Source organism: Polynucleobacter sp. MWH-UH35A (genome assembly GCF_018687075.1).
GTDB lineage: Bacteria > Pseudomonadota > Gammaproteobacteria > Burkholderiales > Burkholderiaceae > Polynucleobacter.
On the sequence record NZ_CP061285.1, the window covers coordinates 253,906 to 280,226 of the forward strand.

32 protein-coding genes are annotated in these 26,321 nt (G+C 44.8%); 18 read left to right on the top strand and 14 right to left on the bottom strand.

Annotated features, from left to right (window positions below):
- Position 1 precedes the first annotated feature (1 nt).
- Positions 2–1,345, top strand: coding sequence for an O-antigen ligase family protein (locus ICV36_RS01355; RefSeq protein WP_215400766.1), 1,344 nt, complete (start codon positions 2–4; stop codon positions 1,343–1,345).
- Here ICV36_RS01355 and ICV36_RS01360 read toward each other — a convergent pair.
- From ICV36_RS01360 to ICV36_RS01370, 3 genes are read right to left on the bottom strand one after another with little or no spacing between them, the layout of a single operon-like run.
- The gene (locus ICV36_RS01360) at positions 1,342–2,262 is read right to left on the bottom strand and encodes a hypothetical protein (RefSeq protein WP_215400767.1); all 921 of its coding nucleotides are present in this window, start codon (positions 2,260–2,262) and stop codon (positions 1,342–1,344) included. The two genes, ICV36_RS01355 and ICV36_RS01360, sit on opposite strands and share 4 nt — an antisense overlap.
- On the bottom strand, positions 2,210–3,007 hold the full coding sequence (locus tag ICV36_RS01365; protein ID WP_215400768.1) for a hypothetical protein: 798 nt from the start codon (positions 3,005–3,007) through the stop codon (positions 2,210–2,212). Before ICV36_RS01365 ends, ICV36_RS01360 begins: the two co-directional genes overlap by 53 nt.
- Positions 3,008–3,021: 14 nt before the next feature.
- Positions 3,022–3,849 carry a hypothetical protein gene (locus ICV36_RS01370; protein WP_215400769.1) on the bottom strand — a complete coding sequence of 276 codons (828 nt, stop codon included), beginning with the start codon at positions 3,847–3,849 and terminating at the stop codon, positions 3,022–3,024.
- Between the two features lie 43 nt (positions 3,850–3,892).
- On the opposite strand from ICV36_RS01370, the gene rfbB reads away from it, so the two are divergent.
- Genes rfbB through waaC form a run of 5 tightly spaced genes read left to right on the top strand, consistent with a single transcriptional unit; the run spans position 3,893 to position 8,539 of the window.
- On the top strand, positions 3,893–4,951 hold the full coding sequence (gene rfbB / locus ICV36_RS01375; RefSeq protein WP_215400770.1) for a dTDP-glucose 4,6-dehydratase: 1,059 nt from the start codon (positions 3,893–3,895) through the stop codon (positions 4,949–4,951).
- Between the two features lie 27 nt (positions 4,952–4,978).
- Positions 4,979–5,953 (top strand): dTDP-4-dehydrorhamnose reductase, encoded by a 975-nt coding sequence (gene rfbD / locus ICV36_RS01380; RefSeq protein WP_215400771.1) that lies wholly within the window; start codon positions 4,979–4,981, stop codon positions 5,951–5,953.
- A gap of 40 nt (positions 5,954–5,993) precedes the next feature.
- On the top strand, positions 5,994–6,923 hold the full coding sequence (gene rfbA, locus ICV36_RS01385) for a glucose-1-phosphate thymidylyltransferase RfbA (RefSeq protein WP_215400772.1): 930 nt from the start codon (positions 5,994–5,996) through the stop codon (positions 6,921–6,923).
- Entirely contained in the window at positions 6,920–7,486 is a 567-nt protein-coding gene (gene rfbC / locus ICV36_RS01390; protein ID WP_215400773.1) for a dTDP-4-dehydrorhamnose 3,5-epimerase, read from the top strand. The genes rfbA and rfbC overlap by 4 nt, the downstream gene beginning before the upstream one ends.
- Positions 7,487–7,492: 6 nt before the next feature.
- A complete protein-coding gene (gene waaC, locus ICV36_RS01395) occupies positions 7,493–8,539 on the top strand; it encodes a lipopolysaccharide heptosyltransferase I (protein ID WP_215400774.1) in 1,047 nt (348 codons plus the stop codon).
- A gap of 37 nt (positions 8,540–8,576) precedes the next feature.
- Here waaC and ICV36_RS01400 read toward each other — a convergent pair whose 3' ends face one another.
- The gene (locus ICV36_RS01400; RefSeq protein WP_215400775.1) at positions 8,577–10,202 is read right to left on the bottom strand and encodes a TolC family protein; all 1,626 of its coding nucleotides are present in this window, start codon (positions 10,200–10,202) and stop codon (positions 8,577–8,579) included.
- 120 nt (positions 10,203–10,322) lie between these two features.
- On the opposite strand from ICV36_RS01400, the gene ICV36_RS01405 reads away from it, so the two are divergent.
- The 4 genes from ICV36_RS01405 to trmB all read left to right on the top strand — a co-directional run bounded on the left by ICV36_RS01405 (position 10,323) and on the right by trmB (position 13,460).
- Entirely contained in the window at positions 10,323–11,168 is an 846-nt protein-coding gene (locus ICV36_RS01405) for an undecaprenyl-diphosphate phosphatase (RefSeq protein ID WP_215400776.1), read from the top strand.
- A 31-nt stretch (positions 11,169–11,199) separates the two neighbouring features.
- Complete coding sequence (locus ICV36_RS01410) at positions 11,200–11,655, top strand: DUF2721 domain-containing protein (RefSeq protein WP_251375040.1); 456 nt, start codon at positions 11,200–11,202, stop codon at positions 11,653–11,655.
- A 62-nt stretch (positions 11,656–11,717) separates the two neighbouring features.
- On the top strand, positions 11,718–12,653 hold the full coding sequence (locus ICV36_RS01415) for a UDP-glucuronic acid decarboxylase family protein (RefSeq protein WP_215400777.1): 936 nt from the start codon (positions 11,718–11,720) through the stop codon (positions 12,651–12,653).
- 3 nt (positions 12,654–12,656) lie between these two features.
- Positions 12,657–13,460 carry a tRNA (guanosine(46)-N7)-methyltransferase TrmB gene (gene trmB, locus ICV36_RS01420; protein ID WP_215400778.1) on the top strand — a complete coding sequence of 268 codons (804 nt, stop codon included), beginning with the start codon at positions 12,657–12,659 and terminating at the stop codon, positions 13,458–13,460.
- 32 nt (positions 13,461–13,492) lie between these two features.
- Here the strand turns inward: trmB and ICV36_RS01425 are convergent, their stop codons facing one another.
- The 4 genes from ICV36_RS01425 to ribBA all read right to left on the bottom strand — a co-directional run bounded on the left by ICV36_RS01425 (position 13,493) and on the right by ribBA (position 17,302).
- Positions 13,493–14,965 carry an NAD-dependent succinate-semialdehyde dehydrogenase gene (locus ICV36_RS01425; RefSeq protein WP_215400779.1) on the bottom strand — a complete coding sequence of 491 codons (1,473 nt, stop codon included), beginning with the start codon at positions 14,963–14,965 and terminating at the stop codon, positions 13,493–13,495.
- A gap of 133 nt (positions 14,966–15,098) precedes the next feature.
- Entirely contained in the window at positions 15,099–15,608 is a 510-nt protein-coding gene (nusB, locus tag ICV36_RS01430) for a transcription antitermination factor NusB (RefSeq protein ID WP_215400780.1), read from the bottom strand.
- 11 nt (positions 15,609–15,619) lie between these two features.
- Positions 15,620–16,126: a 6,7-dimethyl-8-ribityllumazine synthase gene (gene ribH, locus ICV36_RS01435; protein WP_215400781.1), complete on the bottom strand. Its 507-nt coding sequence runs from the start codon at positions 16,124–16,126 to the stop codon at positions 15,620–15,622.
- Between the two features lie 45 nt (positions 16,127–16,171).
- Positions 16,172–17,302 (bottom strand): bifunctional 3,4-dihydroxy-2-butanone-4-phosphate synthase/GTP cyclohydrolase II, encoded by a 1,131-nt coding sequence (ribBA, locus tag ICV36_RS01440; protein ID WP_215400782.1) that lies wholly within the window; start codon positions 17,300–17,302, stop codon positions 16,172–16,174.
- A gap of 375 nt (positions 17,303–17,677) precedes the next feature.
- Here ribBA and ICV36_RS01445 point away from each other — a divergent pair, with 375 nt between their 5' ends.
- From ICV36_RS01445 to ICV36_RS01465, 6 genes are all read left to right on the top strand, one after another.
- A complete protein-coding gene (locus tag ICV36_RS01445) occupies positions 17,678–18,343 on the top strand; it encodes a hypothetical protein (protein WP_215400783.1) in 666 nt (221 codons plus the stop codon).
- 71 nt (positions 18,344–18,414) lie between these two features.
- A complete protein-coding gene (locus tag ICV36_RS01450; RefSeq protein ID WP_251375041.1) occupies positions 18,415–18,669 on the top strand; it encodes a hypothetical protein in 255 nt (84 codons plus the stop codon).
- The gene (locus ICV36_RS01455) at positions 18,662–19,078 is read left to right on the top strand and encodes a GspH/FimT family pseudopilin (RefSeq protein WP_251375042.1); all 417 of its coding nucleotides are present in this window, start codon (positions 18,662–18,664) and stop codon (positions 19,076–19,078) included. Before ICV36_RS01450 ends, ICV36_RS01455 begins: the two co-directional genes overlap by 8 nt.
- 9 nt (positions 19,079–19,087) lie before the next feature.
- Positions 19,088–19,210 (top strand): hypothetical protein, encoded by a 123-nt coding sequence (locus ICV36_RS10275; RefSeq protein ID WP_256438084.1) that lies wholly within the window; start codon positions 19,088–19,090, stop codon positions 19,208–19,210.
- A 17-nt stretch (positions 19,211–19,227) separates the two neighbouring features.
- Positions 19,228–20,346, top strand: a complete 1,119-nt coding sequence (gene ribD, locus ICV36_RS01460; RefSeq protein WP_215400785.1) for a bifunctional diaminohydroxyphosphoribosylaminopyrimidine deaminase/5-amino-6-(5-phosphoribosylamino)uracil reductase RibD — start codon at positions 19,228–19,230, stop codon at positions 20,344–20,346.
- A 47-nt stretch (positions 20,347–20,393) separates the two neighbouring features.
- Positions 20,394–21,005 carry a riboflavin synthase gene (locus ICV36_RS01465; protein WP_215400786.1) on the top strand — a complete coding sequence of 204 codons (612 nt, stop codon included), beginning with the start codon at positions 20,394–20,396 and terminating at the stop codon, positions 21,003–21,005.
- Here ICV36_RS01465 and ICV36_RS01470 read toward each other — a convergent pair.
- Positions 21,002–21,247 carry a type II toxin-antitoxin system Phd/YefM family antitoxin gene (locus ICV36_RS01470; protein WP_215400787.1) on the bottom strand — a complete coding sequence of 82 codons (246 nt, stop codon included), beginning with the start codon at positions 21,245–21,247 and terminating at the stop codon, positions 21,002–21,004. The two genes, ICV36_RS01465 and ICV36_RS01470, sit on opposite strands and share 4 nt — an antisense overlap.
- Positions 21,248–21,340: 93 nt before the next feature.
- Here ICV36_RS01470 and ICV36_RS01475 point away from each other — a divergent pair, with 93 nt between their 5' ends.
- Together ICV36_RS01475 and ICV36_RS01480 are read left to right on the top strand one after the other, a co-directional pair.
- Positions 21,341–21,646, top strand: a complete 306-nt coding sequence (locus ICV36_RS01475; protein ID WP_215400788.1) for a type II toxin-antitoxin system HigB family toxin — start codon at positions 21,341–21,343, stop codon at positions 21,644–21,646.
- Positions 21,646–22,029: a type II toxin-antitoxin system HigA family antitoxin gene (locus ICV36_RS01480; protein ID WP_215400789.1), complete on the top strand. Its 384-nt coding sequence runs from the start codon at positions 21,646–21,648 to the stop codon at positions 22,027–22,029. Before ICV36_RS01475 ends, ICV36_RS01480 begins: the two co-directional genes overlap by 1 nt.
- Before the next feature lie 5 nt (positions 22,030–22,034).
- On the opposite strand, the gene queC is transcribed toward ICV36_RS01480, so the two are convergent.
- The 5 genes from queC to tolA form a co-directional block, all read right to left on the bottom strand.
- Entirely contained in the window at positions 22,035–22,778 is a 744-nt protein-coding gene (queC, locus tag ICV36_RS01485) for a 7-cyano-7-deazaguanine synthase QueC (RefSeq protein WP_215400790.1), read from the bottom strand.
- Between the two features lie 17 nt (positions 22,779–22,795).
- Complete coding sequence (gene ybgF / locus ICV36_RS01490) at positions 22,796–23,527, bottom strand: tol-pal system protein YbgF (RefSeq protein ID WP_215400791.1); 732 nt, start codon at positions 23,525–23,527, stop codon at positions 22,796–22,798.
- Positions 23,527–24,030, bottom strand: a complete 504-nt coding sequence (gene pal, locus ICV36_RS01495) for a peptidoglycan-associated lipoprotein Pal (RefSeq protein WP_215400792.1) — start codon at positions 24,028–24,030, stop codon at positions 23,527–23,529. The genes ybgF and pal overlap by 1 nt, the downstream gene beginning before the upstream one ends.
- A 127-nt stretch (positions 24,031–24,157) precedes the next feature.
- Entirely contained in the window at positions 24,158–25,399 is a 1,242-nt protein-coding gene (gene tolB, locus ICV36_RS01500) for a Tol-Pal system beta propeller repeat protein TolB (RefSeq protein ID WP_251375114.1), read from the bottom strand.
- A gap of 90 nt (positions 25,400–25,489) precedes the next feature.
- The gene (gene tolA, locus ICV36_RS01505; protein WP_215400793.1) at positions 25,490–26,308 is read right to left on the bottom strand and encodes a cell envelope integrity protein TolA; all 819 of its coding nucleotides are present in this window, start codon (positions 26,306–26,308) and stop codon (positions 25,490–25,492) included.
- Positions 26,309–26,321 lie beyond the last annotated feature (13 nt).

The window sequence follows — 26,321 nt, forward strand, 5'->3', positions numbered from 1 at the left end:
TATGAAAATTACCGAGAAACAACTAGCCATTTCATCTGTTGCAAGTATTGTTGGCTTGCTGTTTATTTGGGTGGTTCCTAATACCATTGCTTTGCGCCATGTTTTTCTAGTTGTGGGTTTTCTCTCAGCAATCGGTTTAATTCAATATCACTGGGCTGACTTTAGATCTGCGGGCTTTAAGGTGATCCCCCTGTATTGTGTTTTTGGCTTATTTCTCTGGGTGCTTATTCATTACTTCTTTTTCTCCTTAAATCCCGCGCTGGAGCTCTCAGAAATTAAAGGGGTTTGGATGCGCTCCTTGCTCGGAGCAGTTGCTGCTATAGGTCTAGGGATTGCAATTGTCAGGTACTCTAGTCTTCGCGCTTATTTCTACATTTCCCTTTTTTCTACCCCCTTAATTAATGTTGCATCTTATTGCTGGGCATCTTACCTGCATCACGCATGGGTTAAGCCGAATGATTTTGTTCGTTTCTTGTTTACAAAAATTGAAACAGCCTATTTTGGAGCCGTTGCAGCTGGAGTTGCAACTGGAAATTTAATTCATTTAGTCATGCGCAAAATGGATAAGTCTAATGTGGTGCAAATTTTGATGTGGTTAATGGGATTGACATTGGTTTTGGTCTCAGCCTTGGTATCTAGCACTAAGAATGGAATAGCGGTTGCATTGGGTTTGTGTGCATTATTGGCGATTGTGGTTTTGATAAATACTTTATTGCACAAAGGTGGCTCTAAGATATTGTCAGTAGCTGTTTTAGTAATTGTCGTTTCGCTGGCAGTTGGGATTTGGAAGGGCCATAAATCTTCTGCTTATAAGGGTTGGGATACCGTTTTTCAGGATGCGGCATTGGGTTTAGATATTGATACAAATAAGCAATGGCAGAAGCGCGAAGGAACGGTGCCAACACCCTTAAATAGCACTGGTAGTGAGGCTGCCATCAACACTTATATCCGTTTCTCTTATATGGCTGTGGGTTTGAGGTTGATTAAAGAGTATCCGCTAGGGTATGGCTCAATTAACCGCTCCTTTGAGGGTTTACAGATACATGCAAAAGTACCTCATGAGCATGAAGGTCAAGTGCATAGTGGTTGGATTGATTTTGGATTGGCGTTTGGAATTCCTGGGTTATTGTTGGTTTTTTCTTCGATGCTATCGATTATTTACTTTGGCATTAAAGATAAAACTTTACTTGTACTACCATGGGCGGTTGTTTTTCTAGCTTTTCTTCCTTTTGGTCTTATTGCCGAGATTACATGGAAGCAATACTTTGAGGCAACTATTTTCTTCCTTACTGTGGGCTCAACAGTAGTAATCTTTGCCGACAGGAATGCTAAAGAATTAGCTTAGATAATTCTTGCGCAGTTTGGTAGGTATTTTTGAATAACCCCGATCACTCTATTGGGAATTTTTTTGTACTCTGTCTTATTAAGCTTTGTACCACGATCATAGAGATCCGATCCAGATAATATTTTTTGCTGTATTTCTTCCATGGTGATATTTTTATAAGCACTGAGATTTTCTACATCACTAATTGCGTAGATCTTGTTTAGAATTTTTTCTTCATCCATGAAGTAGGAAAAGTGCCAACCACCACTTGCTATATGTTCAAAATCATTTTTGCCACTTCTAAAGCGATGCGGAAGATGCTTCCTGAATGTGCCAAGCGTTGTCATTACCGAACCATAGAATTTGTCATAAGGTGCTGCATTATTGAGGTTGTAGTAATAGAAGGTTTGATCAAGGCTGTACGCATGAGGTTTCTGCCCGCCAGGTTTACCAGATTGCAATGCTCGAATGCCCTCTTGAATGGCCGACTCACTAGGGAATTCATCTAAATCGCTAAAGATAACTATGTCTTGTGGGCTAAATGGTTTTAAAGGTTTTAAGGTTGAGTTTCTCTGGGCGTCCTGAATCTTCCAAAGATAGCGAGTGATGCGATTACGATATTTTAGTTTGTTAAATAACCATGGAATTGAGTTTAGGTTAAAGATTTCCCGGTGGTAAATAATTTTGTGGGCAAAGGGCAGTGCATTCACTAACTCCTGGCTTAATAAAAACTCTTTTGAGCTCCCAGAGAAGTCCACATTCGCTTCTGAGATTATAAAATGATCAACTATAGGCCCCAAGTATTCAAGACGAGCTTTTAAAAGGTCGAGCTCGTTATAGAACAAAAATACGTCAAGTAGCTTAGGTTTCATTGTTTGGAAAATGCTATTTAGATTTGCTTGGGTATGTCTGTGGCGGTAACGAGAAGCGAATTTCATCGTTTTTTTTCAAATAGGCTTGCTCTAAGTGAAGCGCCAAACCAGGGATGCTGATGCCTAGATAGCGCTTGGGCTTGGACCAAAACTTAAGTCTGCGTGGGATTTGCTTGATGTATCTTGATTTGGCCATCATGGGTTGCTTGGTGATGACGCAGAAGTTATCAAAATCAAAGTCTTTCTTAGCTGTTTTGGTAATTGACCAAATGTCAGCATCTGCTTTGAGCGTTTTTCCGGTCACCGCAAAGGTCATGGTAGTAGAGTTTGAGGTGCGCCACCATTGAGTTGGTCCTGCAACTACCTCGGTAGATTCTGAATGCCGATTGCGTTTAGCGTAGGGATTGATTGGACCATCGTGGAGCTTGTATTTATCAGGATGGTCATAGAGGGTAACATAGTCAAAATAATGTAAACCCTCTTCAAGGGCGCTTGGCGCCTCTGGGAGGTGAAGATAGTCATCTTCAATAAAGTAAAAAATGTCATCATCTTTTGCGATCCCAAGCGCAATCTCGTAAAGCCTCCAAAATGATCCAGGATTACCCAGGTTTGTCTCTATTAGTTGATCAAAATGGTAATTGAATTTGATGTGCTCAATTAGCGCCTCATCACAATTATCGGCTACGCAAATAAATTTCCAGTCTTTAAAGATTGTGGCTAGATTTTTTAGGGAGTCATATTTATTGACGCCATCGACCTTCACCTTAGGGTAGCCTCTGCTGCTAATTCTGAAAAGGACAATTTTTTGCATGGGGCTTAGAGATTTTATTGTTTAAATAAGGTTGAGCAATTGAGAAGTATGGACACTTTTTTCTTCCATGGGGTATTGCTGAAGTTTTGGTGCAAATAACTGCCATGCTTATAAGTTGCTCTGAGGTAATTATGGTGTCTTAACCAGGAGTAGACCCTTTTTTCAAAAAGCTCTCCGCCATACGCAGGATAACGAGCGGCATCAGGGTGGTCGTATTCATAAATAGCGTCTTTGAAGTCGGATGCACGAACTAGATACATTTGATCGGAGAATCCATTTCCGTAAAAATTATCTTGATCTTCAAATTCAGACTCTCTTGCCGCTTCTTTGTATTTTTTATTCCAGATCAGATTAAAAACTTTAACTTGAGGATTTGAGTCTAGAGTATTTATGCCAACTGTAAGCCAATCTTTGCGAGTTCGCGGTGCGATGATGGAGTCACTAGAAAAATGCAAAAGATGCTTTGTATTTGTAAGGTAAATAGAGACAAGTTCTGCAATAGAGTAGTAATACCCTTTACCCATTTTCTCCTTGCTTAAGGAGAAAAATTCCAAAGCTGTTTCTGCATACTCAGACACTACTATATATTTGGAGATGATTTGCTCGGATACTAAGCGGTCTGCAGCGCGTTTCACTACATCTAAATCACTCACATTATTGATATAAAGAATTTTCTCCTCGAAAGAATGGTGGCATCTTTCTATCATTTTTCTAATTCGATCGGTTTTAAGCATGATTTCCCAATCATTCTCCCAAACCTTGGTTTCAAATGTAATAGTCATTAACGAGATTTCAGAGTCTTTATAATCAGAAAAGTGATTTTTTTGGGCAGTATTCATCATAATCCAAGCAGCTAAATGATGAATATAAATAGGCAGAAATTATATGATTCTCGTAACCGGTGGCGCTGGCTTTATTGGTGGTAATTTCGTTCTGGACTGGTTGAAAGTGCCGGGTAATGAAGGTATCGTTAATTTAGATAAGTTAACTTATGCTGGCAACCTGGAAACACTGGATTCACTAAAGAATGACCCTCGCCATGTATTTGTGCATGGTGATATTGGCGATAAAGAGCTGGTCGCCAGATTATTGGTTGAGTACAAACCACGTGCGATCGTGAATTTCGCTGCCGAGAGTCATGTCGATCGCTCTATTCATGGGCCTGCAGATTTTGTGCAAACAAATATCGTGGGTACGTTTAATTTATTAGAGTGTGCTCGTGAGTATTGGAATGCTCTTGAAGGAGAGGTTAAAGAAAAGTTCCGTTTTCATCATGTATCTACGGATGAAGTATATGGCTCCCTATCTTTAACAGATCCTGCTTTTACAGAAACCAATTCATATGAGCCCAATAGTCCTTACTCGGCATCAAAAGCTGCATCAGACCACTTAGTCCGCGCCTGGTTTCATACTTATGGGTTCCCAGTGGTAACAACCAATTGCTCAAATAACTATGGCCCTTATCACTTCCCGGAGAAATTAATTCCGCTAGTGATATTGAATGCGCTCAACAGCAAGCCATTACCTATTTATGGTGATGGCCAACAGATTCGTGATTGGCTCTATGTTGGCGATCACTGCTCCGCTATTCGTGAGGTGTTGGCGAAGGGCAAATTGGGCGAGACTTACAACATCGGCGGTTGGAACGAAAAGGCCAACATCGATGTGGTGAAAACCATTTGCAGTATTTTGGATGAGCTTAAACCTCGTGCAGACGGCAAGTCATATGTGGAGCAAATCACCTATGTAAAAGATCGTCCAGGCCATGATCGCCGTTATGCAATTGATGCCAGCAAGGTAGAGCGCAAGTTAGGCTGGAAGCCTGCTGAGACCTTTGATACCGGCATTCGTAAAACAGTTCAGTGGTATCTGGATAACCCAGTTTGGATTGACGGTGTGGTGAGCGGCTCCTATCGTGACTGGCTGCAAAAACAGTACAACTGATAGTCAATACTGAGATTAAATAACTGCGTGAATATTTTAGTTTTCGGAAAAGATGGTCAACTAGGTAAAGCATTCAAAGCTTTATTTGAACAACTTCCAGCCTCTGCAAATCTGCGTGTAACTTACCTTGGTAGAGCCGAGTGTGACCTCAGCAAAGAGGGGGAAGTACTTGAGCAACTGAATGCAGCTAAGGCCGACCTCATCATCAATGCTTCTGCTTATACAGCAGTCGATAAAGCGGAAACTGAAATTGATTTAGCTTATGCGGTAAATGCCAGGGCGCCAGAGCTTATGGCTCAATATGCTGTAGCTAGTAATGCTACTTTTCTTCATTACTCGACGGATTATGTGTTTGATGGCGGCAAAGAAGGTTTTTATGTTGAAGATGACATTCGCAATCCACTAAGCATGTACGGCAAAAGCAAGGCTGCTGGTGAGGAGGCAATTGAGAAGACATTTGCAAATTCATCAAAGGGTCAATTTGCCATTTTCAGAACCAGTTGGGTTTATGGGGATGGCGGTAATTTCATATGTACGATTCTGCGCTTGGCAAAAGAACGTGAAGCATTAAAAGTCATCCATGATCAGTATGGAGTTCCGACTAGTGCGGAGTGGCTTGCGCAGGTTACCTTGGATTTAGTTCTGGATTCAGCGTGGAAATTAAAGCAGTTTCCATCAGGCATTTATCATGCCGTGCCGGCGGGTGAGGCTACTTGGTATGGATTGGCCTCTTTTGCAGTTCAGGCTGCATTGAATGCAGGTATCGAGCTAAGGATCAAACCCGATGCTATTCAACCCATTCTCGCTGTTGAATACCCTCTACCGGCGCCTAGGCCCATGAACTCCCGTATGGATAGCTTTAAACTGCGCTCCGCCCTGCAAAATCAGGCCTCTGAAGCTTCAAACTCTTATAATGATCCTCAAAATATGCCAAGTTTCCCAGCTTGGGAGGGCATGGTTCAAGAATACATATCCAGGTTAGCCTCGAAAGGTTTGATTTAATACCTCAGGTTTGCCAGTGATGCTGAAATAGGGGTTATTAATGGCTGTAAATCGCAAAGGCATTATCTTGGCTGGTGGGTCTGGCACCCGTCTTTATCCTGTGACTCAAGCAGTGTCAAAGCAGCTAATGCCGGTTTACGATAAGCCAATGGTGTATTACCCCTTAAGCACCTTAATGCTTGCTGGCATCCGCGATATTCTTTTAATTTCCACGCCACACGATACACCGCGTTTCTCGGAACTCTTGGGTGACGGCTCCCAGTGGGGTCTTAATATTGAGTACTGTGTGCAGCCTTCGCCAGATGGTCTGGCGCAAGCATTTACATTAGGAAAAAACTTTGTTGGCAATCATCCCAGCGCCCTAGTTCTTGGCGACAATATTTTCTATGGTCATGAATTAGTAGATCAGCTTAATAGTGCAAATAATCGCACTTCAGGTGCATCTGTATTTGCGTATCACGTGAATGATCCAGAACGTTATGGCGTGGTGGAGTTCGATAAAGATTACAAGGCATTGTCGATTGAAGAGAAGCCTTTAAAACCACGTAGTAACTATGCGGTAACGGGCTTATATTTTTATGACAATCAGGTTTGCGATATTGCTGCCTCGATCAAGCCTAGTGCTCGTGGCGAACTCGAGATTACGGATGTGAACCGTGTCTATTTGGAAAAGAATGAGCTCAATGTCGAGATTATGGGCCGTGGCTTTGCCTGGCTGGACACTGGGACGCATGATTCATTGCTAGATGCTGCGGGCTTCATCGCTACACTGCAAAAGCGTCAAGGCTTGATGGTAGCCTGCCCAGAAGAGATTGCTTATCGCCAAGGTTGGATTAGTGCCGAGGTAGTGCAAAAGGTTGCTGCGCAGTTAAGTAAAAATAGTTATGGCCAATACTTGGGCAAGATTTTGAATGAGCTCAATAGCTCAGCTCAACCCATTTCACTTTCTGCCAAGAAGGTTTTTAAATGAGCTCCTCTGATAAATTGCAGTTAACGTCTACTGCGATACATGATGTTTTTATCGTGGAGCCAAAAGTATTTGGCGATGAGCGCGGATGGTTTACTGAATCATTTAATACAGAGGACTTTGCCAAAGTTACTGGTATAGACGTTCAGTTTGTGCAAGACAACCATTCTTTCTCGCGTCAGTGGACTTTGCGTGGTTTGCATTATCAGCTAGAGAAGACGCAAGGTAAATTAGTGCGCGTTGTTGCAGGCAGTGTATTTGATGTGGCTGTCGATATTCGCAAAGATTCGCCTACTTATGGCAAGTGGGTGGGTGTTGAATTGAGCGCAGAAAACCATAAGCAATTATGGATTCCGCCGCAATTAGCTCATGGCTTTTTAGTGCTCTCACCAACTGCCGAATTTCTCTATAAAACGACGGATTACTATCATCCCCAAAGCGAGGCTTGCCTTGCTTGGAATGATCCTACGGTAGGAATCGAATGGCCATTGCCTGCCGATGTTCAACCGAATATGAATGCCAAGGATGCGGCCGGCTTTTCATGGGATGCGGCACCTAAGTTCTGAATTTTGATGAGCGACTTATCTTCCGCTAATCCCAAGATTTTGTTGGTGAAACTCTCCTCGTTAGGAGATGTACTTCACAACTTACCCATTGTTTGGGATCTTCGTGCGCAGATGCCGCATGCGCAAATTGATTGGGTTGTTGAAGAGGGGTATGTTCATTTGCTTGAGCCCTTACTCAGTCAAAAAGGCTTCGTTGGTATTGATCGCATCATTCCATTTGGTTTGCGACGCTGGAAAAAGAATTTATTCAAGCTGGCAACATGGCAGCAATTTTTCGCCTTCAGAAAAGAATTGCAAAAAGTTACTTATGACCTTGTGATAGAGACTCAAGGTCTTCTCAAATCAGCAATTGTTTGCTCATTAGCGAGCAAGACGCCTAACGCAGTAATTGCGGGCCTTGCCAATGCAACTGAGTTTTCTGGGTATGAACCCATTGCACGATCTTTTTATAACCAATCAGTACAAGTTCCAGCCCAATGCCATGCAGTAGATCGTTCCCGCTGGGTAATGTCTTCTGCTTTCGATTGGCCGTTGATTGATCGCACTACATCACCCCAGTTTTATCCAAAGGCTTACGTGGATTCTTTGAACGCCAATTCGGGTGAAGTCTTAAAGGAATTAAAAGTACCTTATGTGCTGTGTTTTCATTCGACTGCTAGAGAGGCCAAGCGTTGGCCGAATGAAAGCTGGATAGCTTTAGGTAAAGAGTTGGCTGCTCGTGGCTATCAAGTTGTCTTGCCTTGGGGGGGCTTAGCTGAGCAAGCCGTGAGCAAAGAGATTGCAGCGCATATTCCTCATGCTTTGGTGCCCCAAGCATTTTCGATTCAGGATGCTTTTTCAGTGATCGCTGGTGCCGCACTGACAGTGGGTGTTGATACGGGCCTTACGCATCTTGCTGCCGTTTTAGGTAAACCTACAGTAGAAATTTATTGCGACTCACCAAGATGGAAGACTGAGGGTTATTGGTCTACCAATATTCGTAATGTGGGTGATATTCAAGCGCCGCCGCAGGTGTCGGAAGTGATGGATGCTTCCTTGAGTTTGCTCTTCTAGGGCTAAGAGACATGCATAAGTTCTAAGCACCAAATGCTTAGCGCAATAGAGAATTAATTGCGATTAAATCTTCATCTGTTAATGCAGCTGCATGTGCTTTTAGTCTGATGGCATTCAAGATGGTGTTGTATCTTGCCTGTTGCAGTAATGAACGAGTATTGATGAGTGTGTCTAGTGCAATCAAAACATCAATGTTAATTAAAGTTCCAACTTGAAATCCTAGCTTGCTGGACTCTAATGCTGAGGTGCTTGAACGCTCCGCTGCTTCATAAGCTTTAACGCTAGCTAAGCCACCATAAAATCCTGTAAAGGCAGTGCGAGTGTTTTGTGCCGCTGTACGGCGATAGTTGTCGTAGTTGGCTTTAGCTGCATCTACTAAAGCAGCATTTTGACGAATGACAGAACTATTAAATCCACCTGAAACGAGTGGAATAGTCATCTGAAGGGCCAAGGTATTGTTGTACACATTGGTATTCGATGGTGTGTAGTTGTTAGGCGTGCCGTTCGAAGTGTTGTATCCAGAAGTTCCAACTAAGTTCACGGTGGGGTAATTCAATGCCTGGGCACCACGATAGGTGCTCTCTGCAAGACTGACTGATAGTTGACCAGCTAGGACATTAAAGTTGGCCGACTCCGCTTGGTTAATCCAATCTTCTAAAGTTTGTCCGGGAGGAAGATGTGGGTTCACGCTTTCAGCAATCGGGTAGCCCTTAGAATCCTTGCTCTTGCTGCGCGGGTCCTTGAGAACACCTTCGATTTTGGCGTCTTTAACCAGGGGCTTTAATGCTCCTACAGGCCGTCCAACAATTTGCTCTAAGGCACCACGCTTCACAATCAAATCAGCCTGAGCGGCAATTTCTTGAGAGCTTGCTAAATCAAGAGCCGCTTGGGCAGTATTAACGTCCACAATGGTTGCTAAGCCAGCATCAAATTTTGCCTGAGCAGCTTCAAGCTGTTGCTTAATCAAATCCTTTTTATTCTTATAGAGTGCTACATTATCTTGGCTCGTTAGTGCATCAAAGTAGGCTTGTGATACTCGCAAGATTAAATCCTGTTGCGCCAAGAAAAAGCGCATATCTGCTAATTTAGTATTGAGGTCACCTTGCTTAAAAAGCTCTAATGCACCAACGTTAAAAACGGGCTGGGTCAGTGTGACGGTATAACTTTTTTGATCAAAGACGCGACTGTTGCCAGGGCTATTTGAAACTAGAGTCGTTCCAGTGCCGTGCTGATAATAGCGGGTTCCACCAGGGGTAGCATTGGCCTGAGGCATTAATAAAGAAAAACCTTGCCAGTAGAGCTCTTTGCTGGCTTGGTAATTAAAGCGAGCGGAGGTTAATACAGGATCGCTAAAAGCCGCTTCTTGATAGAGTTGAATTAAATCGTTTAATTGCCCTTTGACATCAGTGCTTTTATTGCCATTCAAATTGGATGGTGCTGAGACTGCGGGTACCGCTGGTTTGCTTGTTGGTGGCACCATCTGCGGCGGTTGCTCAAGCCCAATCAGGGTTGATGCACTCATTGGGGTTGGTAAAGCGGGCCTTGCTGCAGCATTGGGACTTTGCGCCAATATTGTGGATGACCACGCTCCAAGACCAAGCGCTTGACTCAGGATCAAACCAAAGGCGGTAAGTCTAGAAAGTCTAAAGCGGGTTGAGGTCATGTAATTCGGATACTTTTCAATGTGCCATGCAGTTTAAGGCTAATTTCTTCAAAATGCTTATTTGGACACTATTTTGCCAAATCCCCGAATTTGCATCTATATGCCTTTAAAATTTGGTCCATGGATCTAATTTTGTTACTAAAAGCAGTCATTCTGGGGGTAGTCGAGGGATTAACGGAGTTTTTGCCGATCTCGAGCACGGGGCATCTGATATTAGTCGGGGATTTGCTCGATTTTAATAATGATCAAGGTAAGGCTTTTGAGGTCATTATTCAGTTTGGGGCGATATTAGCGGTTTGCTGGGAGTTTCGCCAAAAGCTTATCAACGTTGCCACCTCTTTTTCTGGTAGTGCCATTGCACGTCGATTTGTATTGAACTTATTGATTGCCTCTATTCCTGCGATGGGTCTGGGCTTTTTATTTGGGAAACATATTAAAGCAGTACTGTTTTCGCCAATCCCGGTAGCAAGTGCATTCATTGTGGGTGCTCTGATTATTTTTTGGGCTGAACGACGTCAGCAAAAAATCGTGAGCATTCCTAGTCACATTCAGTCGGTTGACGATCTCACTCCTTTGGACGCTCTAAAAGTTGGTATAGCACAATGCGCAGCCTTAATTCCAGGAACATCGCGTTCGGGCGCAACCATTATTGGCGGTATGTTATTTGGTTTACCGCGTGCAGTAGCAACCGAGTTTTCTTTCTTCTTGGCTATTCCGGTCATTGGTGGCGCAACTGCTTACGAGCTGCTGAAGCTATGGAAGGCGCCAGTTGCCTTCTCTGCAGAGTTTACGCTTGCAACCATTGTGGGTTTTATTGCTGCATTTATTTCAGCGTTTGTCTGTGTTCGTTGGTTAATTCATTATGTGGCACACCATAATTTCATTCCATTTGCTTGGTATCGCATTGCTTTTGGTTTGCTCGTGTTATTTACTGCCTATACTGGTTTAATAGCCTGGTCCCATTAATCGTTATGCCACTTAATAAGTTCTGGAAACTATGATGGATGCATCAATAGACGCAATTACGAATAATATTCAACTGGCACTAGCACCTGTGTTCTTGCTAACAGCGGTTGCCACCCTCATTAATGCCATCTCTGGTCGTCTTGCGCGGTCTGTTGATCGCATGCGCTCCATACGCCAAGCGATTAATCGGGGTGAGGTAAAAGATGAAGCGCTTTTGCAGCATATGAATAAAGAAGCTGATGAGGCCCAAATTCGTGGACGCCTTTGCACAGCAGCCATCTTTTTTGATGTGCTCAGTGGCGTCTTTATTTCCTTAACTGTCCTCGAGTTATTCTTCTTTCAGGCAGGAGCGGTCCGCTCACTACAAACAACCTATGTCATCTGGACTTTTGTGCTGGGCCTAGTCTTTTTTATGACATCACTCTCGATTGTGCTGACTGAAGTTGTTTATGCCTACCGATCTGCAGGTTGGAATACTCCTAAATGAGATTAATCGTTAATGTGATTAATGCGATTAATTGATAATTAATATTTTCTAAGAAACTACACATGAACAAAATCCTCATCACTGGCGGCGCAGGTTTTCTTGGTTCTCATCTGACTGAGAAGCTCCTCAAGGAGGGTAATGATGTTTTGGTAGTGGATAACTACTTCACGGGCACCAAAGAGAACTTGGCCCATTTACTGCCTAATCCACGCTTAGAGCTTATGCGTCACGATGTGACGTTTCCACTCTATGTAGAAACCAATCAGATTTATAACTTAGCCTGCCCAGCCTCCCCTGTGCATTATCAGCATGATCCGGTGCAAACGACTAAAACCAGCGTACATGGCGCAATCAATATGCTCGGTCTTGCCAAGAGAACCAGAGCCCGCATCCTGCAAGCATCAACTAGTGAAGTCTATGGTGATCCAGAAGTACACCCTCAGCCAGAGGAATATTGGGGCAAAGTCAATCCTATTGGGATTCGCTCCTGCTACGATGAAGGCAAGCGCTGTGCGGAAACCCTTTTTTTCGATTACAACCGACAACATAATCTTGATATAAAAGTAGTGCGGATCTTTAATACCTACGGCCCACGCATGCATCCCAATGATGGCCGCGTAGTGAGTAATTTCATTGTCCAAGCATTACAAGGTAAGGACATCACGATTTACGGTGATGGCCAACAAACCAGAAGCTTTTGCTATGTCGATGACTTAATTGACGCCATGGTCAAAATGATGAACTCTGAAGAAGGCTTTACCGGGCCAGTCAATATTGGTAATCCAGGTGAGTTCACGATGTTGCAGTTGGCCGAAACCATTCTGAGGCTCTCTGGTAGCAAATCGAAGATCATTCATCAGCCATTACCATCAGACGATCCAAAACAGCGTCAGCCTAATATCGAATTAGCAAAAGCTAGGCTAGGCTGGGAGCCCAAGGTTAATCTTGAGGGCGGTCTAAAAGAGACGATTGCCTACTTTAAGAAGGTTGTGGGGTAATACGTGGGTAATGTAGGCGATGAAGCCCCAAAACATTTTGATCGTATTCGATCTTTTGTTCTCAGGGCTGGTAGAACGACTGCTGGACAGCAGCGTGCTATTGATGAATTAGGTCCTCAGTTCTTACTTCCATATCAAGCCTCTAATCTCGATTTAGTTAAAGCGTTTGATGGCTCAAATAAGCCAAAGATTTTAGAAATTGGATTTGGCATGGGCGAGACGACTGCCAAGATTGCGGCTCTGAGAACCGAAGATGATTTCTTGGCAATCGAGGTCCACCCTCCAGGCGTGGGTGCCTTACTAAAACTCATTGGTGAAAACCAACTCACCAATTTAAGGCTCATTCGCCATGACGCGGTTGAGGTGCTTGAACATATGCTTGCCCCAAATTCTTTGGACGGCATTCATATTTACTTTGCCGATCCCTGGCACAAGAAACGCCATCACAAGCGACGTCTCATCCAGGCTGAGTTTGTGGGCTTATTGGTATCCAGATTGAAGCCTGGCGGCTATTTGCATTTGGCGACAGATTGGCATAACTATGCAGAGCAAATGCTCTTGGTTCTGAATGCCGAGGCTGTATTGCAAAACACTTCAAGCGAGAAGGTAAAAATAGAAACCTTCAACGCAGAGGACGCTGCATTACCCGGCGAGATTTGCAATGAATTCAAACCCACGCTTGAACAGTTAAATGCTCAACATGCAGGATATGTAGAGAGACCTGCTTATCGCCCAGTAACGAAGTTTGAAAACCGCGGCATCAAACTAGGCCACGGTGTTTGGGATTTGGTCTATAAAAAGAAATAAAGAGCTCTTAAGCTCAGAAACAATTGAGTTTCTTATAAACCTACGCAGACGTATTTCATTTCCAGGTATTCATCCATACCGTAAACACTACCTTCACGCCCAAGGCCAGATTGCTTGATGCCGCCAAAGGGCGCTACCTCATTGGAGATGAGTCCAGTGTTCACACCCACCATGCCATATTCCAAAGCTTCCGCTACTTTCCAGACGCGGCCAATATCACGGCTATAGAAGTAGGATGCCAAACCAAACTGACTATTGTTTGCAAGTTTGATGACCTCTTCATCGCTCTCAAAAGGAATGATTGGGGCTATTGGACCAAAAGTCTCTTCGTAGGTAATGAGCATTTCGCTACCGACATTCGCAAGAATGGTTGGCTCATAAAAGTTTTTGCCTTCAGCAGACTGTTTGCCGCCAGTCACCAGTGTTGCGCCCTTGCTTAGTGCATCGGCAACATGTTTCTTTACTTTTTCTAGAGCAGCATTTTCAATTAGGGGACCTTGGGTGATGCCGCTGTCCATACCATTACCGACTTTAATAACGGCAAGTGCTTTAGCAAACTTTTCAACAAACTGATCATGTATCTTTTTGTGAACATAAAAGCGATTAGCGCAGACACAAGTTTGACCAGAGTTCCTGAATTTAGAGGCCATCGCACCGCTGACGGCTGCGTCGATATCAGCATCTTCAAAGACGATAAATGGCGCATGCCCACCTAACTCAAGAGCGAGTTTCTTAACAGTAGGGGCACACTGTTCCATCAGAATACGACCCACTTCTGTAGATCCTGTAAATGACAGGTGACGTACTGTAGGCGAAGAGCACAAAGTTTTACCTATCACAATGGATTGAGCTGCATCAGCAGTCACAATATTGATAACCCCATCCGGAATACCAGCACGTTTGGCAAGTTCGGCTAGAGCCAAGGCGGATAGTGGAGTTAATTCCGCAGGTTTAATCACGATCGTGCAACCAGCAGCTAATGCAGGTGCAATCTTGCGGGTAATCATGGCAATGGGGAAGTTCCATGGAGTAATGGCTACGCACACGCCAATCGGCTGTTTTAGCACCATCAGGCGCTTGTCACTCCAAGTGGTCCCTAGGATGGAGCCCTCAACGCGTTTCGCTTCTTCAGCAAACCACTCTACAAAAGAAGCTCCATAAACAACTTCGCCAGCAGCTTCAGTCAAAGGCTTGCCCTGCTCAAGCGTCATCAGTTTTGCGAGATCTTGCGTATTTTCAATAATCAGATCAAACCACTTGCGCATAATAGAGGCGCGTTCTTTGGGGAGTTTGTTGCGCCACGCAGGTAGTGCCTGATTAGCGGCAGCGATGGCTTGCTCTACATCTCGAGTATCAAGATTAACAACGTTTGCAATGATGTCATCGGTAGCGGGATTGGAGACCGCAAAAGTATTTTTGGAGTCTATCCATTTACCGTCGATAAAAGCCTCTTCTCTAAAAAGACTGGAATCTTGAAGTTGGCTGCGGATATCTACTTTTTGCATGATCTATTGCCCTGTTTTTACCCTGTAATCAATACAGATTATTTTATCCCGCTTAGAAGCAAAAAACCTCCAGGCTTTTAACATGGAGGTTCTGGTCATTGGGGCTTAGAGCTTGAGGTTTCGGACCTGGAATCTAGCCTGCCTGTGTTTCTGTAGTGCGCAGTTTCTGGGCCAGTAAGTCTAGTACGCCGTTGACATATTTATGACCATCCGTACCGCCAAAGGTTTTGGCGAGCTCTACTGCTTCATTGATTGCCACTTTGTAAGGCACTGAGAGATCTGCTGCTAGTTCGTAGGCGCCAATGAGGAGTGCTGCATGCTCTACGGGCGACAGTTCATTAATCGGGCGATCTAGCGCTGGAGTGATGATGGCTTCTAGTTCGTCGGTGCGTGCCAAAACGCCATCAAAGATGCCTTGAAAGAGATCTAGTTGGCAGCGACGAAATGCTGGGTCTTCGGACAGTTGCTTGGCAATGGCAGCACCATTCGGAATGCTGCCTGCACGACGCATGACTAGACTTTGATAAACACCTTGAAGAGCATACTCACGAGCGCGGCGACGTGGTGTGAGCGAGCGCTTTGGCGCTGGCTTTACTTCCTTACCGGCTTGTGGATTCAGCGGATTTTGGCTAGACGTAGACATGCGAATTATTCTTATTCACTCGAGTTGATTTCGATATCGATATCTGGCGTTAATGCCAAGGCTAGGTTCGCCATCTCTACAACTGCTTGAGCGCATTCTGCACCTTTGACTTGCACACGAGCAAGTGCTTGTTCATCGGTGTCGCAAGTGAGTACGCCATTGGCGATTGGCAAGCCAGAGTCAAGAGAGATGCGTGTAATGCTAGCCGCAGACTCATTAGAAACCAGTTCAAAGTGGTAGGTCTCGCCGCGAATGACGGCTCCCAGGGCAACCAAGCCATCAAACTCGCCAGTTTCCACCAGCTTTTGCAATGCAAATGGAATCTCAAGCGCTCCAGGTACAGTCACAAGCTTGATATCAGATTGATTGACGCCTAGGGAGATGAGTTCATTTATGCAGGCGTTGGTCAGGGCTACACAATGGTCTTCATTAAAGCGTGCTTGTACAACGCCAATACGTAAATCCTGACCATTCAGGTCTGCTTCTAATACGCCTACAAAGTCTTTAGTGCTAGTCATATCGATTTTCTAAAATTATTAAATACTGTAAGGTCGCAACTGATATCAAGGAGTGTAAGGCTTATAGCCTGCCACTTCGAGCTTATAACCAGAGAGGCTAGGAACGGGGCTTGGATTAGCCAGTAAACGCATTTTGCCCACGCCGATGTCTTTTAGTATTTGAGCGCCAATTCCATAGCTTCTGAAATCCGTTTTTCTGGCCAAGGGCTTCTTGGCTTCTTCATGGGATTGATTGAGCTTTTGGAACTGGGCTAACCAGTCTTGATCATTTGGGGCAGCAATGCCAGAGGCATTGAGAAGAACAGCAACGCCAGCAGGAGCGGAGCTAAGCTCCTCAAGGGCCTTAGCTAGTGGCCACGAGTGGGTGCTGACATTTGAGTCGAGGAAATCCAGAACCGTGACTGGCTCATGCACGCGCACTAGGGTTTCTTGTGCCTCAGACGGTTTGCCATGCACCAATGCAATATGAATGCAAGAACTTGGTGTATCGCGATAAATCATGCCTTGGAATTTTCCCCAAGGGGTGATGAATTCACGGGCACCTTCACGAACCACAATGCTCTCATGTTGACTGCGATATTGAATGAGGTCCGCAATACTGCCAATTTTTAATTGATGCTCCTTGGCAAATTCTAGGAGGTCTGGAAGACGCGCCATGCTGCCATCATCTTTCATGATTTCGCAAATCACGGAAGTGGGTGAACAGCCTGCCATTGCTGCTAAGTCACAGCCTGCTTCAGTATGGCCAGAGCGAATCAGTACGCCACCAGGCTGTGCCATCAACGGAAAAATATGCCCAGGCTGAACCAAATCACTCGGTTTCGCATTTGGAGCAACTGCAGTTTTAATCGTGAGTGCACGATCTGCTGCAGAAATGCCGGTAGTCACACCAGTCGCCGCTTCAATCGATACCGTGAAATTGGTTCCCATCGATGTGCCGTTGTCGCGAACCATCAAGGGAAGATTGAGCTGTTGGCAGCGTTCGCGTGTCAAAGTTAGGCAAATGAGCCCGCGTCCATGTTTTGCCATGAAATTCACAGCCTCAGCCGTGACGTGATCAGCGGCAAGGACTAAATCGCCTTCGTTCTCACGATCTTCTTCATCAACGAGGATCACCATTTTGCCGGTGCGTAGCTCAGCAATAATTTCTTCGGTGGAGGCAAGGGTATTTGGCATAGCCCTCTATTTTAAGCGCAGGACCTATTTGTCGTTCAGTCCTACGGCAATATCCCATCTTTCTGACGTCAAGAGCCTTGGCTGGGAGTTTCAGCTCTTAATCCTAGCTTTGAAAATACCTGATGCTTCTTAAAAAACACCACATCTTGGGAATCGGGGCCAAGAACAGCCAAGGATTCATTTTGCTGGAGGTCTTGATAGCCATGAGCTTGATTTTGGGGGCTTGGGTGACTTCGGTAGAGGTTTATCAGCGCCTCGCTTTAAAGCTTACCCAGCAAGATGCTAAAAGATTGCAACTCAGAAAGGAATTGGATGTCTTTGAAACACAAGAACGGGTTAGGGCCAATTCTCATTTGCCTAGCAAAAGCGTAATTCATGAACCTACTCGAATGTCTGGTCGGAATCGCTCTATGCGCACTACTACTCAATCCATTATTAAAAACCAGCGCTGATTTAGTTATGAAGCAAATTGAGTATGAGAAGACACAAGCATTAATCTCAGAGGCGGATCGCGCCTTTGAGCTGATAGGGCGCGCTATTCGTATGGCTGGCTACCGCAATAATCAACCTAACACGCAACCCAAAACAGTTCAAACGAAAAAAGCAGGAAATCTAGTTAACAAAAATGTATTTCTTGAGATAAATGAAGGTGTCGGCTTTCGAGGATCAGATGCCTTAACTGTTCGCCATGAATTATCAGATGGAATAGATTTTGATTGCATCGGCAATACATTAACTAAAGACCGCACTAAAAATAATTTGGCCATGCAAGGATTCTTGGTTGATCGTCAAGCCGGAATTCCGAAGGGGCAAAAAGTCAATGGTGGCTCGCTGATATGCCAGTCGCTAGATCGACAAGGACGAATTCAAAACAGCACCTTGATGAATGGCATTGGTGGACTCTATATTGAGGAGCTCAATGCCGCCCAGAGCCGATCAGATAAAGGGCAAAGGTTATTCAAGATCAGGCTGCACATGACTGACGGGGCTAAGCTCAATTTAGATCTTGAACATACTTTTTCTACGCGGAATTTTTTGTGATCCTGGCCTGGGTAATATCACTCCTCTTACTATGTTCTTCTTTAGCGGTCTATTTGGAGAGGATAAATGCATTGCGGATCGTCGAGATAAAAACGATTGAGCTAGCCCAGAGAAATTTTATTTCCGCCGAAAATGCAATACGAGAGTGCGAGAAAAATTTAACGACTCTTGCAGAGCTTCAAGACAATGCTTGTTTTATTCAGTCAACTGGAAAAAACTATTGGTTGATTTCAAGTAAAGAAAAGCCAGTCATTCAGATAAGTGTTGTTATCGATGAAAAAACGAGTGTTGTAACTCGCATAAATTGGCGGCAAGTATTTGAGTAAGGCGACAGACGGATTTAGCTTGCTTGAGTTAATGGCGGTGGTTTTAATTATTGCAATTACCGCCATGATGACGATGCCTTTATTGCAAGAGCAAATAGCGGCCCGAGAAATCGATACTGTTGCCAGAAGATTTATTAGTCACGCGCACTTTACTCGTCAGCAGGCGCTGCATTTAGGTCAGCCCGTTCACCTAGTACCAAGCTCGGGAGATCAATGGGAGGCGGGGTGGGTGGTCAAAAGCGGCTGTGCCGGAAAGTCCGTAAAGGCGGCCTGTATTGATAAGTCCTGGTTCGCGCAGGCAAATATTGACCCTATTTACTTTAAGGGTGGTGGTAAACAGTTTATTGACCCCAATTCTGGGAGGCGGGGTATTTTATTTAACGCCGCTGGCGCTGCCAAAACGGATTAAGGCGGGTTTGTGGCTAATCGTTTGATTCTTGGCCACCGCAGGGTACCCGACCTAGAGCGCCAGATGATTTTGGGTAGCGGCGGTCGTTGGCGCATCTGTGATCCCCTGAGGGATGCAAAGCGCTGCAATTGAATGGTTTAATAGACCCCATGTACAGCGCAGTTGACCACCAGTTCATGAGCGAGGCAATAGCCGAGGCTCAAAAAGCACTCTATTTGTCGAATCCAAATCCCAGAGTGGGTTGTGTAATCGTTAAAGATGGCCAGGTTATTGGAAAAGGTTTTACACAAAGAGTGGGTGGCGCTCATGCTGAAGTTCAAGCGTTAGCAGATGCTAAAGCGCTCGGAAATGATCTGGCAGGATCAACCGTCTATGTGACCTTGGAGCCATGCAGCCATACTGGCAGAACACCGCCATGTGTTGATGCCTTGATCGCTGCTAAACCATCAGCAGTATTTGTAGCGATGTCAGATCCCAATCCTCTAGTTTCTGGCAAAGGCTTAGAGCGATTGAAGGCAGCAGGAATCAAAGTTCATTGTGGATTAATGGAAATAGAAGCACGCGCTTTAAATCCGGGATTTGTCTCAAGAATGATCAGGGGCTTACCTTGGGTACGTATGAAGATTGCTGCAAGTCTTGATGGTAAGACGGCTTTGCCCGATGGCCGTAGTCAGTGGATTACTGGACCACTGGCGAGGGCTGATGGTCATCATTGGCGTGCACAAGCGTGCGCCATTCTGACTGGTGTGGGTACCGTTAAAGAGGACGATCCCAGTCTGAATGTGCGAGAGGTGCAAACTGAGCGTCAGCCTTGGCGCATCATCGTTGATTCCAAATTAGAGACGCCAGCCACTGCAAAGATCTTAGATGGCGTTGATAAATCAGGCGTGATCATTGTGTGCGCAGGCTTGGATAGTCCTGAGATGCAGCAGAAGGCCAAGATGTTTACTGATCGTGGCATTGAAGTCATTGCGATGGCAAACCCCTTTGGCAAAGTGGATCTGCCAAAGTTATTCTCATGCCTGGCTAAAGAGCGTGAGATTAATGAGATTCATGTTGAGTCCGGCTTTAAGCTCAATGGATCTCTGCTCAGAGAGGGCTGCGTCGATGAGTTATTACTATATTACGCCCCATTCTTCATGGGTGAGGGTATTGTCATGGCTAATGTTTCACCTCTGAATTCTTTAAACACGAGGCAGGATTGGAGCATCATTGATCACAGCCTCTTTGGTTCTGATCTTCGTATGCGTCTGCTAAAAAGTCACTGAGAATCATTAAGAGCCATTAAGAATTATTCGGAACTAAAATCACATCTATGTTTACTGGAATCATTACTGCAGTTGGTCAAATTAAAAGCACTCAAGCAAAAGGTGATGGCTTACATTTAGTCGTTGAAGTTCCAGCGGGCTATTTGGACGATGTTGCCTTAGGTGACAGTATTGCGATTCAGGGTGCTTGCATGACGGCTACCCAGCTAACAAATAATTCTTTTGCCTTGGATATCTCTCGGGAGTCTCTGAATAAAACGGTTGGTCTCGATAAGGTAGGTCCAGTAAACCTCGAAAAAGCCATGCGCTTAAATGATCGCTTAGGCGGACATTTAGTCAGCGGGCACGTCGATGGTGTTGGTAAAGTTGCCCACTTCGCTCAGGTGGCTAACGATGCTTACGGCTCTTGGTTGTTATGTATTGAAGCGCCTAAAGAACTAGCGCAATACTTAGCTTACAAAGGCTCTATTGTTGTAAATGGCGTATCGCTCACAGTCAATCAGACTGAAGACACGCCGACCGCCTGCATCATCGATATCAATATCATTCCTCACACTTTGCAAAACACTACGCTAGGCAACTTAAAGCAGGGTGAAGCCGTAAATTTGGAAGTAGATCTTATTGCGCGCTATGTTGCGAGAATGCTTAATAAACTTTAAATTTTTACTTTTATGGTTTTACCGCTTTTACGAGTCTTGATGGTCTTTATCAATGAGACGTCATCAATCAAATCAAGCAATGTCTCATATGACTTAGCTGGCAAAAGATAGGCCTTAGGTTTGCTGCGACTTAGGATAACTGCAGGCAAATTTTCTACAATCTTGATGGTCTCTCCTGGATTACGCCTTAGTTCAGTAATGCTAAATGTAGTTTTGATGCGAAGTATGTCTGAAATATTCATGTTGCTTGATATTTTAAATCGTCAAAGCCTTAATTGATGTGACGATATATAACCCTACTTGCTATAGTCCCAATTTGGGACTATAATTATTTGGTGAGGATAATAGCCAAAAAACAACTAATAAATTTTTGGCGCATACATCCTGATGCTGAGCAACAACTAAAGGCTTGGCATGACGAAGTAGCGCATGCAAGTTGGAAAAAGCCGCAAGATATCAAGAATCAGTATCGAAATGCGAGTTTTATTGCAGGTAATAGAGTTGTTTTTAATATCAAAGGAAATACCTACCGTTTGGTAGTAGCGGTTGCTTATAGTTTTGGTGCGGTATATGTGAAATTTATTGGTAGCCATGCTGCATACGATCGAATTGATGCTTGCACAGTTCAGTTGGAGGAGTAATGAAAGAATTAAAACCCATTCGAAATAAGCTTGAATATAAAGATGCTCTAGCTCAAGCGTCTTACTATTTTGATCATGAGCCCAAACCTGGGACCAAGGATGGGGATAGATTCGAGATCCTCTTAATGCTTATAGAGGCTTACGAGAGCAAGCACTATGCGATTTCTCCGCCAGAGCCCATTGAAGCAATCAAATTCAGAATGGAGCAGTCTGGCTTGAGTCCAAAGGATTTGCAGCCGATGATTGGTGGCTTAAATCGCGTATATGAGATATTGAATCGTAAACGTCCTCTGACGCTAAAGATGATTTGGAGGTTGCACTCTATGTTGGGAATCCCTGCTGATAGTTTGATTCAGCAGGATGATGAGCTACGCACAGCCTAATACCCTTAATACTTTTTTTGATAGCGGGTGGGGTCGCCCACATTAGCTTGCTTAAAGCCCGCCTGTCTTAGACGACAAGACTCGCATTCCCCACAGGCTTCACCTAGGTCATTTGCCTGGTAACAAGAAACGGTTTGGGAGTAATCCACACCTAGTGTGTTGCCTAGTTGAATGATCTCTGCCTTAGTGAGATTAATGATGGGTGCATGCACCCGAAAGCGGTTCGCATCGTTGATTGCTTCTACTCCGGCCTTGGTAGCAAGGTTGGCCATATTCTCAAAAGAGGCTACATACTCTGGTCTGCAATCGGGGTAGCCTGAGTAATCTACTGCATTAGCGCCATAGAAAACATCTAAGCCACCCAATGACTCTGCCCAACCTAATGCAAGTGATAACAAGATCGTGTTGCGTGCTGGCACATAAGTAACGGGAATTTCTTGATCTTTGCCAGGAGTAATCGGAACAGCGATAGACGAATCGGTTAAAGCAGAGCCGCCAAAACGGGTGAGATCTAAATTAACTACTTCATGTCTTGCAACCCCAATTTGTTTGGCAATATGTTTGGCAGCGGCTAACTCTGAAGAGTGGCGCTGACCGTAACCTACGGAAAGGGCATAAGGGGTGTAGCCGAGGTCTTTAGCAAGCGCAAGAACCGTAGTGGAGTCTAGTCCACCTGAAAATAAGATGACTGCTGGAGCACCCGCCTTGCGGGGCGCCAGAGATTCAAATGCAGCTGAAAGCTTTGACATGCTGTTATGAAGAGTCTTTACTTCGTGCCAGCGATGAGTTGCTGTGCATCTTTAGCTGCGTCAGTATCTGGATACTTGGCAATGATCTCACTAAAGGTTTTCTTGGCTGCTGCTTTGTTACCACTCTCCAATTGAGCATTTCCTAATGTGACCATTGCCGTAGGAATGCGTGGATGATTAGGATATCTCTTGATTAGATTTTGGAGTTGACTGATTGCTCCAGCATATTCTTTATTGGCATACTTGCTGTTACCACTCCAATAAAGGGCAAGTGGTAAGTAAGGACTTTTTGGATACTTTGCAGTGAAGGCAGCAAAGCTATCGTCAGCTTTCTTTAGATTGCCGGCTTGGAATGCCTTCAATGCATCGTCGTAAGCTTTTTTCTCGCCAGGTTGAACTGTTCCAGAAACACCTTCAATTGTTACTGTGCGTGGTTCAAAATTACCTAAGCGAGTATCAAGATCTTGGTAGTAAGTCTTTTGACTGTTGTTAATGTCTTCGCCTTGCTTTTGAAGCTCTTCCACTTTGCCGCGAAGCTCAGCATTCTCAGTTTTGAGTTTGTCGATCTGACCCTGCAACTCCAGCTGGGTGGTGGCTAGAGACTTGCGTAGATCCAGAATAGCCTTACGTGCTTCGTCATCAGAGAAGAGGGCCCAAGCGCTATTGGATGCGCCCAAGCAGATGAGTGCAGCACTTAAACAAAACGCTCGTGAGAGCGTTTGTTTTGCAGAGTAAGAAAGCGCCATCATTAGTTTGTGATGTAAACAATGTCAGCGCGACGATTTTCTGCCCAAGCTGCTTCAGTATCACCCTCAGCCTTTGGTTTTTCTTTGCCAAAGCTGACTGCTTCCATTTGGTCGTCAGAAACGCCCATCAAGTTCAACGATTTGCGTACAGCATCAGAGCGTCTTTGACCGAGAGCTAAGTTGTACTCAGCAGTTCCGCGTTCATCGGTATTGCCTTGAATAATGATTTTTTGCTTTGGATTGGCTTTTAAGTAACTTGCATGCGCAGACAACATCTTTTGATATTTAGTCTGAACGGTGTACTCGTCAAAACCAAAGTAAACACTCTTCTCAAAGAGTGGGCTGCTTGGATCGTTCCATGGCTGAGAGCCAAATTTACCGCTTCCACCGCTACCGTTAGCACCGTCAGTGTCATCTAGCTTGACGCTGGAACATGCCGCCATGAGAAATGCTGTTGCGCCGATCAGGGCAAATGTCGCTGCGCGACGTGCGATAGAAATCTTCATGAATTTTCCTTTTTCCTACAGACTGAATCTATAAATGAATCAATAGACAATATTATGCCCCTAAGAGCATCTAAAGTGACTATTTCAACCCCTAAAAAGGGGTTTGGAGGATCTAGGCTACTTAGAATTAGTCCATGAATGGACCCCAGGATGGCTGACGAACATCAGATCCTGGAATGCTGAGCACCTGCTTAGAGTTGCCGTCCACAGAAACGGCTGCAAGAACGCGCTTGCCTCCCACCTTTGTGGAATAGAGAACGTAGCGACCATTAGCAGCAAAAGAAGGGGACTCATCACTAGTGCCATCGGTGAGAGCTTGAGAATCACCTGTTGCTAGATTCAGAATATAGAGACGGTATGCGCCACCAACGTTAGCGATATAAGCTAAATATTTTCCATCTGGTGAGATGCGAGGAGATGTTACAAAACCTTGTTTAAAGGTTATACGCTTCACGCCCTCAGCTTGTTCACCATCAGCATTCATGCGATAGATTTGAGGATTACCGCCGCGATCGCTCGTGAAATAAATATAACGACCATCAGCAGAGTACTGCGGCTCAGTATCAATGGTGTTGCCGCGAGTTAAGCGATGCAGGCCAGTGCCATCAGCATTGATACCGTAGATTTGTGTATTGCCATCTTTAGAGAGTGAGATAGCCAGTTTCTTGCCGTCTGGTGACCATGCGGGAGCACTGTTATTTCCCTTTTGATTTGAAAGAGAAATACGACGACCAGTAGCAAGCTCATGAACATAAATTACAGGCTTACGATCTTCAAAAGAAACGTACGCCACTTTTTTACCATCCGGTGACCAGGAAGGAGAGATGATGGGCTCACCACTATTCATAGCGTTACGAATATTCTGACCGTCGGCATCCGATATCACTAGGCGATAGCGCTTGCCATCCTTAATGACATAAGACAGGCGGGTAGAGAACACACCACGCTCACCCAGCAACTTGTAGATGATGTCATCGGCAATCTTATGAGCAGCTGCACGTAAATTATCAGCACTGGAATTGAGGTTCAAGCCACCCAGACTTTGTGATTTACGAACATCAAATAACTTGTAGTGAATATCAAATTGATTGTTACCAGTTTGAACTACCGAGCCAACGACAAGTGCATCGGTGCCACGTGCTGTCCAGGATTTGTAATTGGGCGTACCTTCATCGCTCTCAACGGCATTGCCGTTCTCGGTATTTTTAAAGTAACCGCTGCGGGCTAAATCTTGACGAATGATTTCTGTAACGCTGGTAGGTAATTTATTTTCATCTTTGAATCGCATGACTGCGATTGGGTAGAGCGATTGACCAACGCCAGTGATTTCAATATTCATCTGCGCATGTGCGGGCGCAGAAATTGTCATGCTTGTGAATAAAACAAATAGGACTAAGCTAAAAGAGTGCAGTGGCGATGCCAGCTTTTGAATCTGTCTTTTTGCTATTTGCAGCATGAATTAATCCTTGGGTTTAAAGGTCAGTTTTACTTCTCGTTGAGGAATTTTGCCATTGTCGTCTTTTGGCAGACTCTCTGCCCGAGAAAGTGCCAGCAGAACAGCGCGATCCCAACCAGCATTACCACTAGAAGTCTGAATGCTGGTACTTAAAATCGCCCCATCTGGTGCAAGGTTTACCAGGATGACTGCTGCAGGGTTGCCGCTCACAGATTCTGGGTTAAAGACAATCAGCGGTTTAACCTTTTTAATTACTTTATCGGTCCAGCCTGGAGGGGCGTTGCCGCCACCGCCTACGCCACTACCTACTGTGCCACCGCTACCACCTTCAGCGCCAGCTGCCGCACGTAAGCGCGCCAATTGATCTGCGCGTGCTTTTTCAGCCGCAGCATTGGCTTTGGTTTCTGCGGGAGATTGTGCTTTAGGGGCTTCAGCTTTCTTTGGCTCTTCCTTCTTCGGTTTTTCCTTCTCCTTAGGTGGAGGGGGTTTCACTGTTTTCGGTTTTTCTTTTACAACTTCTTTTTTGGGCGGCTCTTTATCAACCTTCTTTTTCTTGATGGCGATATCTGCAGCTTCCTCTTTGACTTCGGTTTTGAGTTCGGGCTCTGGCGGCGACTCTACCTGTGGAGCAGAATCCCAGAGCTCCACTTCAACTCCCGAAGAGGTGCTGTTATTCCAACTAATACCAATCATTAAAAAAGCGAGCAAACCTAAATGCGCAATTAATGAAAAAGTAAAAGCGCGTTTGGTACTTTCTTCTTTTGTGAAACGACCTCGCTTAAATGGCGAGATGGATGACTGGAAAGTAGGTGCGCTATTCATGGGCAGCTAAATG